This window comes from Azospirillum sp. Marseille-Q6669 (assembly GCF_965111635.1).
On the sequence record NZ_CBCOOP010000002.1, the window covers coordinates 514,934 to 531,258 of the forward strand.

Annotated in this window: 15 protein-coding genes; 12 read left to right on the forward strand and 3 right to left on the reverse strand. The window is 69.8% G+C overall.

The features are described from left to right. Positions 1-1,542: a sigma 54-interacting transcriptional regulator gene (locus ACWPXE_RS13655; protein WP_454018289.1), complete on the reverse strand. Its 1,542-nt coding sequence runs from the start codon at positions 1,540-1,542 to the stop codon at positions 1-3. Between the two features lie 151 nt (positions 1,543-1,693). On the opposite strand from ACWPXE_RS13655, the gene ACWPXE_RS13660 reads away from it, so the two are divergent. Continuing rightward, positions 1,694-3,124: a D-amino acid dehydrogenase gene (locus tag ACWPXE_RS13660; RefSeq protein ID WP_454018773.1), complete on the forward strand. Its 1,431-nt coding sequence runs from the start codon at positions 1,694-1,696 to the stop codon at positions 3,122-3,124. A 5-nt stretch (positions 3,125-3,129) separates the two neighbouring features. Here ACWPXE_RS13660 and ACWPXE_RS13665 read toward each other — a convergent pair whose 3' ends face one another. After that, on the reverse strand, positions 3,130-3,879 hold the full coding sequence (locus ACWPXE_RS13665; protein WP_454018290.1) for a hypothetical protein: 750 nt from the start codon (positions 3,877-3,879) through the stop codon (positions 3,130-3,132). 129 nt (positions 3,880-4,008) lie between these two features. Between ACWPXE_RS13665 and ACWPXE_RS13670 the strand changes: the two genes are divergently transcribed. Next, positions 4,009-4,581 carry a type 1 glutamine amidotransferase domain-containing protein gene (locus tag ACWPXE_RS13670; protein WP_454018291.1) on the forward strand — a complete coding sequence of 191 codons (573 nt, stop codon included), beginning with the start codon at positions 4,009-4,011 and terminating at the stop codon, positions 4,579-4,581. 46 nt (positions 4,582-4,627) lie between these two features. Here ACWPXE_RS13670 and ACWPXE_RS13675 read toward each other — a convergent pair whose 3' ends face one another. Continuing rightward, entirely contained in the window at positions 4,628-5,290 is a 663-nt protein-coding gene (locus tag ACWPXE_RS13675; protein WP_237903671.1) for a LuxR C-terminal-related transcriptional regulator, read from the reverse strand. Between the two features lie 353 nt (positions 5,291-5,643). Between ACWPXE_RS13675 and ACWPXE_RS13680 the strand changes: the two genes are divergently transcribed. The 10 genes from ACWPXE_RS13680 (at position 5,644) to ureE (ending at position 16,288) form a co-directional block, all read left to right on the forward strand. After that, a complete protein-coding gene (locus ACWPXE_RS13680) occupies positions 5,644-6,345 on the forward strand; it encodes a LuxR C-terminal-related transcriptional regulator (protein ID WP_237903670.1) in 702 nt (233 codons plus the stop codon). Between the two features lie 121 nt (positions 6,346-6,466). Then, positions 6,467-7,933, forward strand: a complete 1,467-nt coding sequence (xdhA, locus tag ACWPXE_RS13685) for a xanthine dehydrogenase small subunit (protein WP_454018292.1) — start codon at positions 6,467-6,469, stop codon at positions 7,931-7,933. Continuing rightward, positions 7,926-10,280, forward strand: coding sequence for a xanthine dehydrogenase molybdopterin binding subunit (gene xdhB / locus ACWPXE_RS13690; RefSeq protein ID WP_454018293.1), 2,355 nt, complete (start codon positions 7,926-7,928; stop codon positions 10,278-10,280). The genes xdhA and xdhB overlap by 8 nt, the downstream gene beginning before the upstream one ends. Continuing rightward, positions 10,273-11,115 (forward strand): urease accessory protein UreD, encoded by an 843-nt coding sequence (locus tag ACWPXE_RS13695; RefSeq protein ID WP_454018294.1) that lies wholly within the window; start codon positions 10,273-10,275, stop codon positions 11,113-11,115. The genes xdhB and ACWPXE_RS13695 overlap by 8 nt, the downstream gene beginning before the upstream one ends. Before the next feature lie 42 nt (positions 11,116-11,157). Then, the gene (locus ACWPXE_RS13700) at positions 11,158-12,423 is read left to right on the forward strand and encodes a glycosyltransferase (protein ID WP_454018295.1); all 1,266 of its coding nucleotides are present in this window, start codon (positions 11,158-11,160) and stop codon (positions 12,421-12,423) included. A 37-nt stretch (positions 12,424-12,460) separates the two neighbouring features. Continuing rightward, a complete protein-coding gene (locus ACWPXE_RS13705; RefSeq protein WP_014240308.1) occupies positions 12,461-12,763 on the forward strand; it encodes an urease subunit gamma in 303 nt (100 codons plus the stop codon). 11 nt (positions 12,764-12,774) lie between these two features. Continuing rightward, positions 12,775-13,080, forward strand: coding sequence for an urease subunit beta (locus tag ACWPXE_RS13710; protein ID WP_454018296.1), 306 nt, complete (start codon positions 12,775-12,777; stop codon positions 13,078-13,080). A 26-nt stretch (positions 13,081-13,106) separates the two neighbouring features. Beyond that, a complete protein-coding gene (gene ureC / locus ACWPXE_RS13715; RefSeq protein ID WP_454018297.1) occupies positions 13,107-14,816 on the forward strand; it encodes an urease subunit alpha in 1,710 nt (569 codons plus the stop codon). Positions 14,817-14,834: 18 nt separating this feature from the next. After that, complete coding sequence (locus tag ACWPXE_RS13720) at positions 14,835-15,698, forward strand: glutamate racemase (RefSeq protein ID WP_454018298.1); 864 nt, start codon at positions 14,835-14,837, stop codon at positions 15,696-15,698. After that, positions 15,695-16,288, forward strand: a complete 594-nt coding sequence (gene ureE / locus ACWPXE_RS13725) for an urease accessory protein UreE (RefSeq protein ID WP_454018299.1) — start codon at positions 15,695-15,697, stop codon at positions 16,286-16,288. The genes ACWPXE_RS13720 and ureE overlap by 4 nt, the downstream gene beginning before the upstream one ends. The last annotated feature ends 37 nt before the right edge of the window (positions 16,289-16,325 follow it).

The following is a 16,325-nucleotide window of genomic DNA, read 5'->3' on the forward strand; positions in this document are numbered from 1 at the left end:
TCATGTCCCGTCCGGAATCCCGTATTTCCGCAGCTTGTTCGCGATCATCGTGTGCGAGGTGTGGAGCCGGGCGGCCAGCTTGCGGCTGGACGGGTAGCGCGGGTAGAGGCGGCGGAGCAGGCCGCGCTCGAACGCCGCCGCCGCCTCGTCCCAGTTGGACGGCTCGGCGGGCTCGCCACCGGTTTCTGCGTCCATGCGCGCCCCGGCCAGTTCCAGGTCGGCGGCGTCGAGATAGGCGCCGTCGCTCATCGTCACGGCGCGGAAGATGACGTTCTCCAACTGGCGGACGTTGCCCGGCCAGGGGTTGGCGAGCAGGGCGGCGCTGGCGGCCACGGTCAGCCGGCAGGGCGGCCGGCGCGCCTGGGCGCAGGCACGGGCGATGAAGTGCCGGGCGAGCAGAAGGATGTCGTCGCCGCGCTCGCGCAGCGCCGGGACTTGGAGCGACAGCACGTTCAGCCGGTAGAACAGGTCCTCGCGGAAGCTGTGCTCGACGACCATGGCGTCGAGGTCGCGGTGGGTGGCGCTGACCACGCGCACGTCCACCGTCTGCTCGCGGTCCCCGCCGACGCGGCGGAAGCGCCCGTCGTTCAGGAAGCGCAGCAGCTTGGCCTGGAGGTAGGGCGACATCTCCCCGATCTCGTCGAGGAAGACGGTGCCGCCGTGGGCCAATTCCAACAGGCCGGGCTTGCCGCCGCGCTGCGCTCCGGTGAAGGAGCCGGGGGCGTAGCCGAACAGTTCGCTCTCCGCCAGACTCTCCGGAACGGCGGCGCAGTTCAGCGCCAGGAAGGGCTTGTCGCGGCGCGGGCTGGCGCGGTGGCAGGCGTGGGCGATCAGCTCCTTGCCGGTGCCCGTCTCGCCCAGGATCAGCAACGGCGCGTCCACCGCCGCGACCCGCGCCGCCCGCGCCTTCAGCGAGCGGACCGGGGCGGACTCGCCGAGGATGCGGTCGAAGCCGCCCTCGTCGAAGTTTTGCAGCGCGTTCAGCCGCTCGCCCAGCCGGCTCGGCGCGAACAGGGTGACCACCCCGCCGGCGGGGCGCCCATCCTCCACGATGGGCGTGGCGTCCAGCAGGAAGGGCTGGCCGTTCAGCGTGACCTCCTGCCCGGCGGCGAGGCGGAAGCCGTTGTCCACCAGGAGATCGGACAGCTCCGCATCGCCGAACAGCCGCCCGAAGTCGGCGCCGGTCAGGGCGGCCTCGCTGCGCCCGGCGACCGTCGCGGCGGCGGCGTTCGCCACCACGATGCGGCAGGCGCGGTCCACCGCCAGAACCGGGTCGGGCAGGGCGGCCAGCAGGGCGTCCAGGTGCAGCCGTCGCCGCGTGCCGGGCAGGATGTCGATGGGGGTGACGGACTCTACCCCCAGCACGGTGCGCAGCGCGGCGTCGAGCGCGCCGAAGCCCGGCACGTCCAGTTCCGGTGCGTCGATGTGGATATGCGGCGGGTCCACCTCCACCGCCACGACGTTCAGGCGCCGCTTGGCGAGAACGGCCAGGATCTCGTGGGCGATGCCGACCCGGTCGGCAAACAAGACGTCGATGCGCATGGCTCTCCCCGGTCGAGGGGTGAGTGTACCACAATGGGCGCATCTGTAAACTTCCATGTACGTCGTAACGTTTTCTGTACGGATGCAGCAAGCAATTGTTTTGCCCAGTTTATCCAGGGTCCAGGAAGCGCATCTCCGGTGATGTGTAACGATTCGTGTACGGCTTTGTCCGGCGCGCAACCGTCCGCCCCAGTGTTTCCGCGGCTTCCGGCACTTGGCATCGGGTTTGCGAGGCAAGAGCGAACAAATCCGTGATCTCGGGAGCCTTCACATGCGCGTCATCGTCCTCGGCAGCGGCGTCATCGGCGTTTCCACCGCTTACTTCCTGGCGAAGGCCGGGCACGAGGTCACGGTGGTGGACCGGCAGCCCGGCCCGGCGCTGGAGACCAGCTACGCCAATGCGGGCGAGGTGTCGCCGGGCTACTCCGCGCCCTGGGCGGCGCCGGGCCTGATGGCGAAGGCCGTGAAGTGGATGCTGATGAAGCACTCTCCGCTGGTGATCCGGCCGAAGCTGGACCCGGCGATGTGGTCCTGGTGCCTGAAGCTGCTGGCCAACGCCAACGAGCGTTCCTACGAGATCAACAAGGGCCGCATGGTCCGGCTGGCCGAATACAGCCGCGACTGCCTGCGCGCCCTGCGCGACGAGACCGGCATCCGCTACGACGAGCGCGCCAAGGGCACGCTCCAGGTCTTCCGCACCCAAAAGCAGGTGGACGCCGCCGCCACCGACATGGCCGTGCTGGACCGCTTCAAGGTGCCCTACAGCCTGCTGGACGTCGAGGGCTGCGCGGCCGTCGAGCCGGCGCTGCGGCTGGTCAAGGAGAAGATCGTCGGCGGCCTGCTGCTGCCCGGCGACGAGACGGGCGACTGCTTCCGCTTCACCAACGCGTTGGCCGCGATGGCGACGGAGCTGGGGGTGGAGTTCCGCTACAACACCGGCATCCGCAAGCTGGAGAACGACGGGCGCCGGGTTACCGGCGTGGTCACCGACGCCGGCACGCTGACCGCCGATTCTTACGTCGTCGCCATGGGCAGCTACTCCCCGATGCTGGTGAAGCCGTTCGGGCTGGACCTGCCGGTCTATCCGGTGAAGGGCTATTCGCTGACGCTGCCCATCGTCGACCCGGCGGGTGCTCCGGAATCCACGGTGATGGACGAGACGCACAAGATCGCGGTGACCCGCCTGGGCGACCGCATCCGCGTTGGCGGCACGGCGGAACTGACCGGCTTCGACCTGACGCTGCGTCCGGACCGCCGCGGCCCGCTCGACCACGTGGTGAGCGACCTGTTCCCGACGGGCGGCAACCTCTCGAAGGCGGAGTTCTGGACCGGCCTGCGCCCGAACACGCCGGACGGCACGCCCATCGTCGGCCCGACCCCGGTGCGCAACCTGTTCCTCAACACCGGCCACGGCACGCTCGGCTGGACGATGGCCGCCGGCTCGGGCCGGGTGGTCGCCGACGTGGTCGGCGGGCGTCGGACGGAGATCGACATGGACGGGCTGACCGTCGCCCGCTACGGCCGTTCCGCTGCTGCGGCCAGCCGCCCGACGGTTGGCGGCGTGGCCCACCCGACGGCCTGACGGGCCTATTCCCGACGCGCCTGGGCCCCCTGGTTCAGGCGCGCGGTGTTGAATTCCTTCATGCGTGCCGCGTCGAACGAGCCGAGCGCCTTCACCTGATCCGGCGTCGCCTGCAATGTGACGGAGGTCAGGCCCGGCTCCAGCGCCGCCGCTTTCCAGGCCACGGCGTAAGGGCCTTCGCCCTCCGGTTCGGGCGTCACCACGACGGCCTTGAGCGCGCCGTTGCGGTCGAACACCAGATCCTCGACCGTGCCGAAGAAGCCAGCCTCCGTCGCTCCGCCTTCTGTGTTGGCCGGCTGGCCGAGCAGGGCGGAGACGCGCCAGTCACCGGGACGGCTAGCCGCCTGCTGCTGGCGGCGGATCAGGTCCAGCGTGTCGGGGCCGGTGACCGGATAGGCCAGGACTCCGTCCACCGATCCGGGCATGAGCTGGTGCCAGGGCACAGTGAAGCGCGCCTCGCCGACGTCGAGCATGCCGCTGGCCTCGATCACCGCGCTTTCCAGCCGTCCGTCCGGGCCGACGACGAGATCCACCACCTGCCCAAGCTCCTCGCCGAGCAGCCCCTCGACGTCCGTCCCGACGATCACGCCGGCCCGCCAGCCCTGGTAGAGCCGGGGATAGGATGCTTCCGCGGTCCGCACCGTTTCGGCGGACTGGGAAGGTTGTGCCTGGACAGGTTGAGGAACGCCCAGAGTCAGGGACGTGGCGATGGCGAACGCGGCGAGGATGCCCGCCGAAGTGCCGCTGTAACGCATGGGTCTGTGCTCCCGATTGTGACGCGCGGTCCGTCAAAGGGAACATGGGGGGGGCGCGGCGGTTCCGGAGGGAACTCCCCAGAGGTACGCCGGTTGCTGACCGGACAGGCCAACCGAGGAGGTGATCCCATGGCAGGAAAACTGGAGAAGAAGACCGTCGCCGTTCTGGCGACCGACGGCTTCGAACAGGTCGAACTGACCGAGCCGGTGAAGGCGCTGCGCAACGAAGGCGCCGAGGTGCGGATCGTGGCGCCCCAGGGCGGCCAGATTCAGGGCTGGAACCACCACGACAAGGCCGACCGGGTGGAAGTGGACGTCACGCTCGATCAGGCGGACCCCGGCACCTTCGACGCTCTGGTGCTGCCGGGCGGCGTCATCAACCCCGACGCGCTGCGGCTGGAGCCCAAGGCCATCGATTTCGTGCGCAGCTTCGTCCAATCGGGTAAGCCCATCGCCGCGATTTGTCACGGCCCCTGGACGCTGATCGACGCGGGCGGCGCCAAGGGCAAGCGCATGACCTCCTGGCCATCGTTGAAGGCCGATCTCGGCAACGCCGGGGCGAACTGGGAAGACAGCGAGGTCGTCACCGACCAGGGTCTGGTGACCTCGCGCAAGCCGGACGATCTGCCGGCCTTCTGCCGCAAGATGGTGGAGGAGTTCGCCGAAGGCCGCCACGGCTCCCACCGCAGCGCGGCGGAGTGAAAATGCACCGTCCCCTCCCCCTGCGCTGGGAGAGGGGACAAACTCTCTAAACGGACGCCAGCGGCGACAGGCCGTTCTGGATCGCCCACACCGCGGCTTGCGTGCGGTTCTGGGCGTTGATCTTCCGCATCACGTTCTTGAAATGCATCTTCACGGTCGATTCCGTGATGTGCAGGTTGCGCGCGATGGCTTTGTTCGACTGCCCGGCGAGCAGACAGCGCAGGATCTGAACCTCGCGCTTCGACAGTTCGTTGCTGGCGGGCTGGGCGCGCTCCGGCTGCGGGCGCTCGCTGTTGGCGTTGGCGATCAGCAGACTGGCGACGTGGGTCGGATAGACCACCTCGCCCAGCATGACCAGTTGCAGGGCGCGCAGTAGGGACTCGCTCGACATCGACTTGTTCAGATAGGCGTCGGCGCCCGCTTTCAGCGACAGCGACAGCGTGCGGTCGGCGATGGCGTCGGCCAGCACGGCGATGCGGGCGCTGGTGGCGGCGCGCAGGCGCTTCACCCCGCCGGCTTCGTCGTTCGTCGCCTCCCCCAGGGCCACCACGATCAGGTCGGGCTGCACACCTTGCGCGATGGCCGCCTCGGCATCCTCCACTGTCGCGGCGTGGTGGCAGACGCGGAACGGGCCGCCGCTGATGAGCGTTCCCAGCGCCGCCGAAAACAGCCGATCATGGTCCACGAGCATGACGTTCCAGGTTCTCATCGAAACTCCTCCGTGACGCCACCCGTGACGAGCAGCGCACAACGCCAATCGTTGTCCGTTTTCGCCTGGGAAAAGGGAAAAAAGCCGTCTTTATTGTATCGAAAAAGCGTGCTTTACGCTGGTTGTCCCGATGATTTATACGGATGGTCAGGGAGCGGCGCAAGATGCTTGGAAGAAGCTCGATACGAATGAATCATAAATGGCTTCGAAACGATAGAAATTCGCATAGCGCTGCTTCCGCAAAGTCCAAAAGAGGTACCTTTATACTTTTCCGCTGGACAGAAAGCCGAGCTGGATTGGGGCGCTTTTGTTTTCCAAGTCGGCTTTCGGCGGCTTGATGGGGTAGCAAAGCAATGGAAGTTCAGCTGCAGACGCGCGGCAAGGAGCGGTCGGTGGCCGGCAGGGCGCAAACGTTTTTGGTGGTGGACGATCACCCCCTGGTGCGGCACGGCTTCGCCCTCTCGGTGGGGGAGATCCACCCGGACGCGCAGGTGCTGGAGGCTGGTTCGCTGGACGAGGCGATGGCCATCGCCGACCGCACGCCGGATCTGACGCTGGTCCTGTTCGACCTCAACCTGGGCGACCGCAGCGGGCGCGACGGTGTGCGCCGCATGGTCGAGGTGCTGGGGCGCCGCCCGCTTCTGGTCATCTCCGGGTCGGACGAGGTGGCGGACATCGTCGACAGCGTGCGGCTGGGGGCCAGGGGTTACATCCTGAAGACCAGTTCCACCGCGGTGCTGGAACACGCGATCTCCCTGGCTCTGACCGGGGAGACCTTCCTGCCGTTGCCGCGCGCCGTCCTGTCCGGCAACGTCGCGGCGGAGGTCGCGCGTCCTTCGGGCCAAATCCTTGACCGGCTGACCGACCGGCAGCGCGACGTGTTCCAGCTTCTGCTGGCCGGCCATTCGAACAAGGAGATCGCGCGGGAGCTGGGCGTGCTGGAAGGCACCGTGAAGGTCCATGTGCGGGCCATCATGCAGAAGCTGGGCGTGCGCAACCGCACCCAGGTCGCCGTCGTGGCCGCCCGCAGCGGATGCTTCCCCGAAGACGTCTGACGCCTTCCGAAGAAGCCGTTTATCCATCCGAACCATGCCTTTATGGCTAGACGGCCGGCCCGCCATTGCGGCCTGCGGAGACTTTCCGGCACTATGACGGAAACGCCCGACAGGAGGGACAATGACGGGCTCTGTGCGTTTCGTGCTCGGCGGACGGGTGGTGGAGGTGCGGGACGCCGATCCCACCACCACGGTGCTGAACTGGCTGCGCGCCAACGGCCGCCCCGGTTCCAAGGAGGGCTGCGCCGAGGGTGATTGCGGTGCTTGCACGGTGGTGCTGGGCGATCTCGCCGCGGATGGGCGCGTCCGTTACCGTGCCGTCAACGCCTGCATCCTCTTCCTGCCGATGATTGACGGCAAGCTGCTGCTGACCGTCGAGGATCTGGCCGGCGAGGACGGGCAACTGCACCCCGTCCAGGCGGCGATGGTGGACAAGCACGCCTCGCAATGCGGTTTCTGCACCCCCGGTTTCGTGATGGCGCTGTTCGCGCTCCATCATGACGGGCGCGTCGCATCCGGCGGCCTGACCGATGGGGCGATCCACGACGCGCTGGCCGGCAACCTGTGCCGCTGCACCGGCTACCGCCCGATCCTCGACGCCGCCAGGACCATGGCGGCGGAGCGGACCGACGACCGCTTCGACCGGGCGGAGGAGGGCATCGCCACCCTGCTGCGCTCCATCCAGCGCGACGGGTCCCTGACCGTCACCCAGGGCGCTGCCAGCTTCCACGCGCCGCGGAGCGTCGATGAACTGGCGGCCCTGTTCGCCGCGCACCCGAACGCCACGCTGGTGGCCGGGGCGACCGACGTCGGGCTGTGGGTGACCAAGCAGGGGCGCAACCTGCCCACGCTGATCCATCTCGCCCAGGTGCGGGAGCTTCACCGGATCGGCGAGGGGGCCGACGCGCTGGAGATCGGCGCGGCGGTGACCTACACCGACCTGCTGCCGGTTCTGGAGCGCCGTGTGCCCGAGCTGGCCGCTCTGGTCACCCGCATCGGGGCGGCGCAGGTGCGCAACTCCGGCACGCTGGGCGGCAACGTCGCCAACGGCTCACCCATCGGGGACAGCATGCCGGCCCTACTGGCGCTGGGCGCCTCGCTGGTGCTGAACCGGGGCGGGGTGCGGCGGGAGCTGCCGCTCGACCGCTTCTACCACGGCTACCGCAAGAACGACCAGAAGCCGGGCGAGTTCGTCGAGCGCATCCGCATTCCCCTGCCGCGCGAAGGCCAGCGCTTCGCCACCTGGAAGGTGTCCAAGCGGCGGGACCAGGACATCTCCGCCGTCTGCGCCGCCTTCCTGCTGACGCTGGACGGAGAGGGAGGGGTGGCGGAGCTGCGCACCGGCTACGGCGGCATGGCGGCGACCCCGGCCCGTGCCCCGGCGCTGGAGGCGGCGATGGCCGGGCAGCCCTGGACGGCGGACGCCGTGGCGGCGGCCCTGCCGGCGCTCGACGGCGACTTCCGCCCCATGACCGACATGCGGGCCGGCGACCGCTACCGGGCGCTGGTGGCGAAGAATCTGCTGATGCGCTTCCTTCTTCACACGACCGGGGCCGAATTGCCCTCCCTGGAGGCCGTGCATGGCTGACGGCGGCACCATCCAACCGATCCGCGGTGGCGTCCACCGGGGCATCGAGCATGAAAGCGCCCGCAAGCATGTGATGGGCGCCGCAGCCTACACCGATGACATCCCGGAACTGCCCGGCACGCTGCACGTCGCGGTGCGGCTGTCCGAGCGGGCGCACGCGCGCATCCTGGGCATGGACCTGTCGCGGGCGAAGCAGGCGCCGGGGGTGCACGCGGTCCTCACCTACGCCGACGTTCCGGGGGATGGCGACATCGGCACCGTCCAGCGCGGCGATCCCATCCTGGCCGACGAGCTGGTGACCTACGCCGGGCAGGCGGTGGTCGCCGTGGCGGCGGAGACGCTGTTGCAGGCCCGCGCCGCCGCCCGGCTGGTGGAGATGTATTACGAGGATCTGCCGGCGGTGCTGACCGCCGAGGCGGCGCTGGACAAGGGCAGCTTCGTCTCGCCGCCGCTGACCTTCCGGCGCGGCGACGCGGCGGCGGAGGTCGCCGGGGCGCCGCACCGGCTGACCGGCACGCTGGAGGTCGGCGGCCAGGACCATTTCTATCTGGAAGGCCACATCGCCTACGCCATCCCCAAGGAGGACGGCGACCTGCTGGTCCATTCGTCGACCCAGCACCCGGCCGAGGTCCAGCACGCCGTCGCCCAGGTGCTGGGGCGGCCGATGCACGGCATCGCCGTGGAGTGCCGGCGCATGGGCGGTGGCTTCGGCGGCAAGGAGAGCCAACCGGCGCAGATCGCCGCCATCGCCGGCCTGCTGGCGAACACCACGAAGCGTCCCGTGAAGTTCCGCCTGGACCGCGACGACGACATGCTGATGACCGGCAAGCGCCACGACTTCTTCGTGCGCTACGACGTCGGCTTCGACGGCGAGGGGCACATCCAGGGTCTGGAGATGGACCTTGCCGGGCGCTGCGGCGTGTCGCTGGACCTGTCCAACGGCGTGGTGGACCGCGCCATGTTCCACGCCGACAACGCCTACTACCTGCCGGCGGCGCGGGTGACCGGGCATCGCTGCAAGACCAACACGGTGTCCAACACCGCCTTCCGCGGCTTCGGCGGGCCGCAGGGCGTCATCGCCATCGAGCATGTGGTGGACGAGATCGCCCGCTCCCTCGGCAAGGATCCGCTCGACGTGCGCCGCGCCAACCTCTACGGCGGGCCGGGCCGCGACACCACCCATTACGGGATGCCGGTGGAGGAGCCGGAGATCCTGGCCGAGCTGATGGACCGGATCGAGCGGGACGGCGACTACCGCCGCCGGCGGGAGGAGATCGACGCCTTCAACGCCCGCAGCCCGGTGCTGAAGAAGGGGCTGGCGGTGACCCCGGTGAAGTTCGGCATCTCCTTCACCGTCAAGCACCTGAACCAGGCGGCGGCGCTGGTCCATGTCTACACCGACGGGTCCATCCAGGTGAACCACGGCGGGACGGAGATGGGGCAGGGCATCCACACCAAGATGGCCCAGATCGCCGCCCAGGAGTTCCAGATCGACGTGGACCGGGTGCGGGTCACCGCCAGCGCCACCGACAAGGTGCCGAACGCTCCGCCCACCGCGGCGTCCGCCGGCACCGACCTGAACGGCATGGCGGTGCGCATCGCCGTAGGGACCATCCGCGACCGGCTGGTGGCGTTCCTCGCCCAGCACTGCCACACCACGCCCGACAAGGTGGAGTTCCGCGACAACGCCGTCTTCGCCGGGAACCACGCCATGACCTTCGCGGAGGTGGCGAAGCTCGCCTATCTGAACCGGGTGTCGCTGTCCTCCACCGGCCATTACGCCACGCCGAAGATCTGGTGGGATCGCGAGAAGTGCGAGGGGCGGCCCTTCTTCTACTTCTCCTGCGGCGTCGCGGTAACGGAGGCGCTGATTGACACGCTGACCGGCGAGTACAGCTTCCCCCGCGCCGACGTGCTGCACGACTGCTCGGGCAGCATCAACCCCGCCATCGACCTTGGGCAGGTGGAGGGCGCCTTCGTCCAGGGGCTGGGCTGGGTCACGTCGGAGGAGCTGTGGTGGGACGGCGAGGGACGCTTGCGCACCCACGCGCCCAGCACCTACAAGATTCCGACCTCGCGCTCGCTGCCGGAGGATTTCCGGGTGGCGCTCTACACCGACCGCCCCAACCGGGAGGACACGGTGTTCCGCTCCAAGGCGATCGGGGAGCCGCCGCTGATGCTCGGCATCTCGGCGTGGCTGGCGTTGAAGGACGCCGTCGCGGCGGTGGGCGGCCACCGGCTGCCCGTGCGCCTCGACGCGCCCGCGACGCCGGAACGCGTGCTGTTGGCGGTCGAGGATGTAAAGGCCCAAAAGTTGAAAGTAGGGATGGGTTCCACCGGTGGCTGATGCGTTGATGAAGAAGGTCGCCGTCCATGGCGCGGCGACGGTGCGGTTCGAGCATCGCCATGGGGCCACGCGCCTCGCCACGCTCTACCACCACGACCCGCTGCGGGTGCTGCTGCCCGACCCGCGGGCTGGAGACCTGCCCATCGCGGTGCTGGTCACCACCTCGGGCGGGCTGGTCGGCGGCGACCGGCTGGACGTCGCCCTGTCGGTGGGACCGGGGGCGGCGGCGCTGGTGACGACGCAGGCGGCGGAGAAGGTCTACCGCTCCGCCGGGCAGGACTGCCGCATCGACACCCGCGTGACCGTGGAGTCCGGCGGCTGGCTGGAATGGATGCCGCAGGAGGCCATCGTCTTCGAGGGCTCCCGCCTGCGCCGACTGACCCGGTTGGAACTGGAGAGCGACGCCCGCCTGATCGCCGGGGAGATGCTGGTCTTCGGGCGCGCCGCCTTCGGCGAGACGGTCACCCGCGGCCTTGTCCGCGACGCCTGGGAGGTGGTGCGCGACGGCCGCCTCGCCTGGGCCGACGCCCTGCACATGGACGGCGACCTCGCCGAGACGCTGGCCCACCCGGCGGGCTTCGGCGGGGCCGGAGCCTGCGCCACGCTGCTCCACGCCGCCCCCGACGCTGCGACCCGGCGCGACGCGCTGCGCGAGGCGGCGGAGGGGCTGGAGGGCGTGCGGGTCGGCGCCACGGCCTTCGACGGGCTGCTGGTCGTCCGCATCCTGGGCGGCGAGGCGCTGGCGGTGCGCGGCGCCTACGCGGCGCTGTGGTCCCATCTGCGCTCCGCGGCGGCGGGCCTGCCGGTCAGATTGCCGCGGCTGTGGGAGGTCTGAGTCCCCTTGTCAAAGGGGGATTGCCGGCGTAGCTCCGGTCCCATGCGCTTCACCATCGTCACCTACGGGTCCCAGGGCGACATCCGTCCTTACGTCGCTCTTGGGAAGGGTCTGCGGGCCGCCGGGCACTCCGTCGCCTTTCCCGCCGACCGCGAGTTCCGCGAAGTGATCGAGCGGCATGGCCTGGACTACAGCCCGCTGTCCGGCGATCTGCGCGCGGTGACGGGCAGCCGGGAGGCGGACGGGCTGTTCCGCGACGGCATCAACCCCGTCAAGATGATGCGGGCGCTGCTGCGCCTCGGCCAGGACCACGCGCTGGACTGGACGCGGGAATATTGGGAGGCGGCGCGGGGAAGCGACGCGATCATCGCCTCCGGCCTCGCCTTCTACGCGGGCGTCGCGGTGGCGGAGAAGCTGGGCGTTCCGGTCGTCGGGACGGCGTTGCAGCCGATGGCGCCGACGCGGGCCTTTCCACCGCCGATGATGCCGCCCCGGCGCTTTCCCGGCGTCGTGAACTACGCCCTGCATCTGGCGATGATGCAGCTCGTCTGGCAGACCTTCCGGGCGCCGACCAACCGGGCGCGGCGCGCGGTTCTGGGCCTGAAACCCTCCTTCATCGGGCCGGGACCGTTGCTGATGACGGCGAAATGGCCGATGCCCTACGCCTTCTCGACGCATGTGCTGCCGCGGCCGGACGACTGGCCGGACTTCATCCGGGCGACCGGATTCTGGTTCCTGGACGAGTCCGACGCCTACACGCCGCCGCCCGACCTCGCGGCCTTTCTGGAGAGCGGCCCGCCGCCGGTCTATGTCGGATTCGGCAGCATGGCCGGGTTTGATCCCGCCGAGACGACGCGGCTGGTCGTCGCGGCCCTGAACGGACGGCGCGCGGTGCTCTCCGCCGGGTGGGGCGGGATCGACTGCTCGGCCTTGCCGAGGACGGTCCATGGCCTGGAGTCGGCGCCGCACGATTGGCTGTTTCCGCGGATGTCCGCCGTCGTCCATCACGGTGGCGCCGGCACCACGGCGGCAGGCCTGCGCGCCGGCGTGCCGGCGGTGGTGGTCCCCTTCATGGGAGATCAGCCGTTCTGGGGTGCCCGGCTCCACGATCTCGGCGTCGCGCCACCGCCGCTTCCCCGCCGGACGCTGACCGCCGAGGGACTTGCCCGTGCCATCGAGGCGACCGGCGATCCGGGCCTGCGCGGCCGGGCCGCGGCGCTCGGCGCCCGCATCCGGGCCGAGGACGGCGTTGGAAACGCGGTGCGATTCATCGAAGAGGGATTGGCGCACCGCAGCAACGTGGCATAATCCCGCCAACCCAATGGGAAGGCGGAGAGACAGCCCCATGAACCTGACACCGCGCGAGAAGGACAAGCTTCTCGTGGCCATGGCCGCCATGGTGGCGCGCCGCCGGCTGGAGCGTGGCGTGAAGCTGAACCATCCCGAGGCGGTGGCCCTCATCACCGACTATGTGGTGGAGGGTGCCCGCGACGGGCGCACCGTGGCCGAACTGATGCGCGACGGCGCGACGGTGATCACCCGCGATCAGGTGATGGACGGCATCCCGGAGATGATCCACGAGATCCAGGTCGAGGCCACCTTCCCCGACGGCACCAAGCTCGTCACCGTCCACCAGCCGATTCGCTAAGGGGAGCGTCGATGAAACCCGGTGAAATCATCCCCGCCGCGGGCGAGATCGAACTCAACGCCGGCCGCGACACGGTGGAGTTGGACGTCGCCAACGCCGGTGACCGCCCGATCCAGGTCGGCTCGCACTATCACTTCGCCGAGACCAACGAGGCGCTGACCTTCGACCGTGAGACGGCGCGCGGCTTCCGGCTTGACATTCCCGCCGGGACGGCGGTGCGCTTCGAGCCGGGGCAGACGCGGCGCGTGCGGCTGGTCGCCTACTCCGGCAACCGCGTGGTCATCGGCTTCAACGGCAAGGTCAACGGCAGCCTGTAAAGGGCGCCAGCGGAGGGCATCAGACAATGGCGCATCGCATCGACCGGGCCGAATACGCGGCTCTCTACGGCCCCACCGTGGGCGACCGTGTCCGGCTGGCCGACACCGACCTGATCGTGGAGGTCGAGAAGGACCACACCGTCTATGGCGAGGAGGTCAAGTTCGGCGGTGGCAAGGTGATCCGCGACGGCATGGGGCAGGCTCAGACCTCGCGCCAGGGCGGCGCGGTGGACACCGTCATCACCAACGCGCTGATCATCGACCACTGGGGCATCGTCAAGGCCGACATCGGCATCATCGGCGGGCGCATCGCCGGCATCGGCAAGGCCGGCAACCCGGACGTCCAGCCGGGCGTGACCATCGTCGTCGGGCCGGGGACCGAGGTCATCGCGGGCGAGGGCAAGATCGTCACCGCCGGCGGCATCGACGCCCACATCCACTTCATCTGCCCGCAGCAGGTGGACGAGGCGCTGAACAGCGGCGTCACCACCATGCTGGGCGGCGGCACCGGCCCGGCGGCGGGCACGTCGGCCACCACCTGCACGCCGGGACCGTGGCACATGGCCCGCATGCTCCAGGCGGCGGAAGGGCTGCCGATCAACCTCGGCTTCTTCGGCAAGGGCAACGCCAGCCGTCCCGACGCGCTGCTGGAGCAGATCGCGGCGGGCGCCTGCGGCATGAAGCTGCACGAGGACTGGGGCACCACCCCGGCGGCCATCGACACCTGCCTGACGGTGGCGGAGGAGACGGACATCCAGGTGGCCATCCACACCGACACGCTGAACGAGTCGGGCTTCGTCGAGAACACCATCGCCGCCTTCAAGGGCCGCAACATCCACGCCTTCCACACCGAGGGGGCGGGCGGCGGTCACGCGCCGGACATCATCAAGGTGGCGGGCCTGCCAAACGTGCTGCCCAGCTCCACCAACCCGACGCGGCCCTTCACGGTGAACACGGTGGACGAGCATCTCGACATGCTCATGGTCTGCCATCACCTGTCGCCCCGCATCCCGGAGGACGTGGCCTTCGCCGAAAGCCGCATCCGGCGCGAGACCATCGCGGCGGAGGACATCCTGCACGACCTCGGCGTCTTCTCGATGCTGAGTTCGGACAGCCAGGCTATGGGCCGGGTGGGTGAGGTGATCATCCGCACTTGGCAGACCGCGCACAAGATGAAGGTCCAGCGCGGGCGTCTGGCCGAGGAGAGGGGCGAGAACGACAACTTCCGCGTCAAGCGCTACATCGCCAAATACACCATCAACCCCGCGCTATCGCACGGCATCGCCCATGTCGTCGGCTCGGTCGAAGTCGGCAAGCTGGCCGATCTGGTGGTCTGGTCGCCGGCCTTCTTCGGCGTGAAGCCGGACATGGTGCTGAAGGCCGGGACCATCGCGGCGGCGCTGATGGGCGACCCTAACGCCTCTATCCCGACGCCGCAGCCGGTGCATTACCGCCCGATGTTCGGCGCCTACGGCCGCGCGATGCAGGCCAGCTCCCTGACCTTCGTCAGCAAGCTGTCGCTGGAGAACGAGGCGCTGCGCTCGCTCGGCCTGCGGCGCGAGCTGGTCGCGGTGACGGGGGTGCGGGCCGTCGGCAAGAAGCAGATGATCCACAACGATTCCACACCCCACATCGAGGTCGATCCGGAAACCTACGAGGTGCGCGCCGACGGCCAGCTCCTGACCTGCGAGCCGGCGGACGTGCTGCCCATGGCGCAGCGGTACTTCCTGTTCTGAGTGTGGGGTGACGGGTTCGTGATTGGTGTCTTCGATTCCGGGCATGGCGGTCTGACGGTGCTGCGCGCGCTGGTGGCCGCCGCTCCCGGGCGTCCCTTCGTCTATCTCGGCGACCATGCCGCCGCTCCCTATGGTCCGCGCAGCGAGGAGGACATCTACCGCCTGACGGTCCAGGGGGTGGAGCGGCTGTTCGCCGAGGGCTGCGGGCTGGTCGTCCTGGCCTGCAACACGGCGGCGGCGGTGGCCCTGCGGCGGATGCAGCGGACGTGGCTGCCCGTGGCCCATCCGGGCCGCAACGTGCTGGGCGTCCTGGTGCCGATGGTCGAGGCGATCACCCGCGTGCCCTGGATGCAGGACGGCCCCGCCGCCGACTGGCGACCGGAGCCGCGGACGGTCGGCGTCTTCGCCACTCCGGCCACCGTCACGTCGGGCTCCTTCCCGCGCGAGATCGGCAAGCGGGCGCCTGACGTGCGGGTGGTGCAGCAGGCCTGCCCGGACCTCGTCCCGCTGATCGAGCGCGGGGCGGGGGACGCGGAACTGGCTCCGGCGGTGCGCGGCTATGTGCGGGCGCTGCTGGCGCAACTCGGCGGCCAGCCGCTGGACGCGGCGGTGCTCGGTTGCACCCATTACCCGCTGGTGGCGCATCTGTTCGCGGAGGCGCTGCCGCCGGGGGTGGAGGTGCTGTGCCAGCCCAGTCTGGTCGCCCGGTCGCTGGACAATTACCTGGAGCGCCACCCCGAATACGCCCCGGCCCCGGCCCCGACCGCTGGCGAGGCGGCGGGCGCCCTTCGTTTCTTCACCACGGGAGCGGCGGAACCGGTCGGCGCCCTCGCGGGACGTTTCTTCGGCCGGCCCACACCCTTCGAACGGCTTTCTCCATGACCGACACGCTCCGCCGCGCCACCCGAGTCCACGCCCGCGGCCATTGGCCCGCCGAGCGCGAGGCCGGCACGGTGACCCTCGCCTTCGACGACCGCCATCGGCGGCGCATGGTGATGACGGACGATGCGGGTGCCGACTTTCTGCTGGACCTGCCGCGCGCGGTCGCGCTCGACCATGGCGACGGGCTCGAACTGGGCGACGGCGCCTTCCTGCGCGTGGTCGCCGCCGACGAGGAGCTGATGGAGGTGCGCTGCGGCGGCGGGACGGAGGGCTTCGCCCGCATCGCCTGGCACCTCGGCAACCGCCACCTGCCGGTGCAGATCGTCGGCGAGACCATCCGCCTGCGCCGCGACCATGTGATCGAGGACATGCTGAAGGGGTTGGGAGCCAGCGTCGCGGCCATCCAAGCGCCCTTCGCGCCGGAGGGCGGGGCGTACTCGGGGCAGGGGCATGGCCATTCGCATGGGCATGATCACTCCCACGACCATGGGCACGACCACGACCATGGTCATTCGCATTCTCACAACCATTCGCACTCTCACGGGCACTCCCATTCCCACAGCCACTCCCACGGCCATTCGCATGACTGAGGGCGCTTGCCCCCTCCCTAACCCTCTCCCGCTTCGC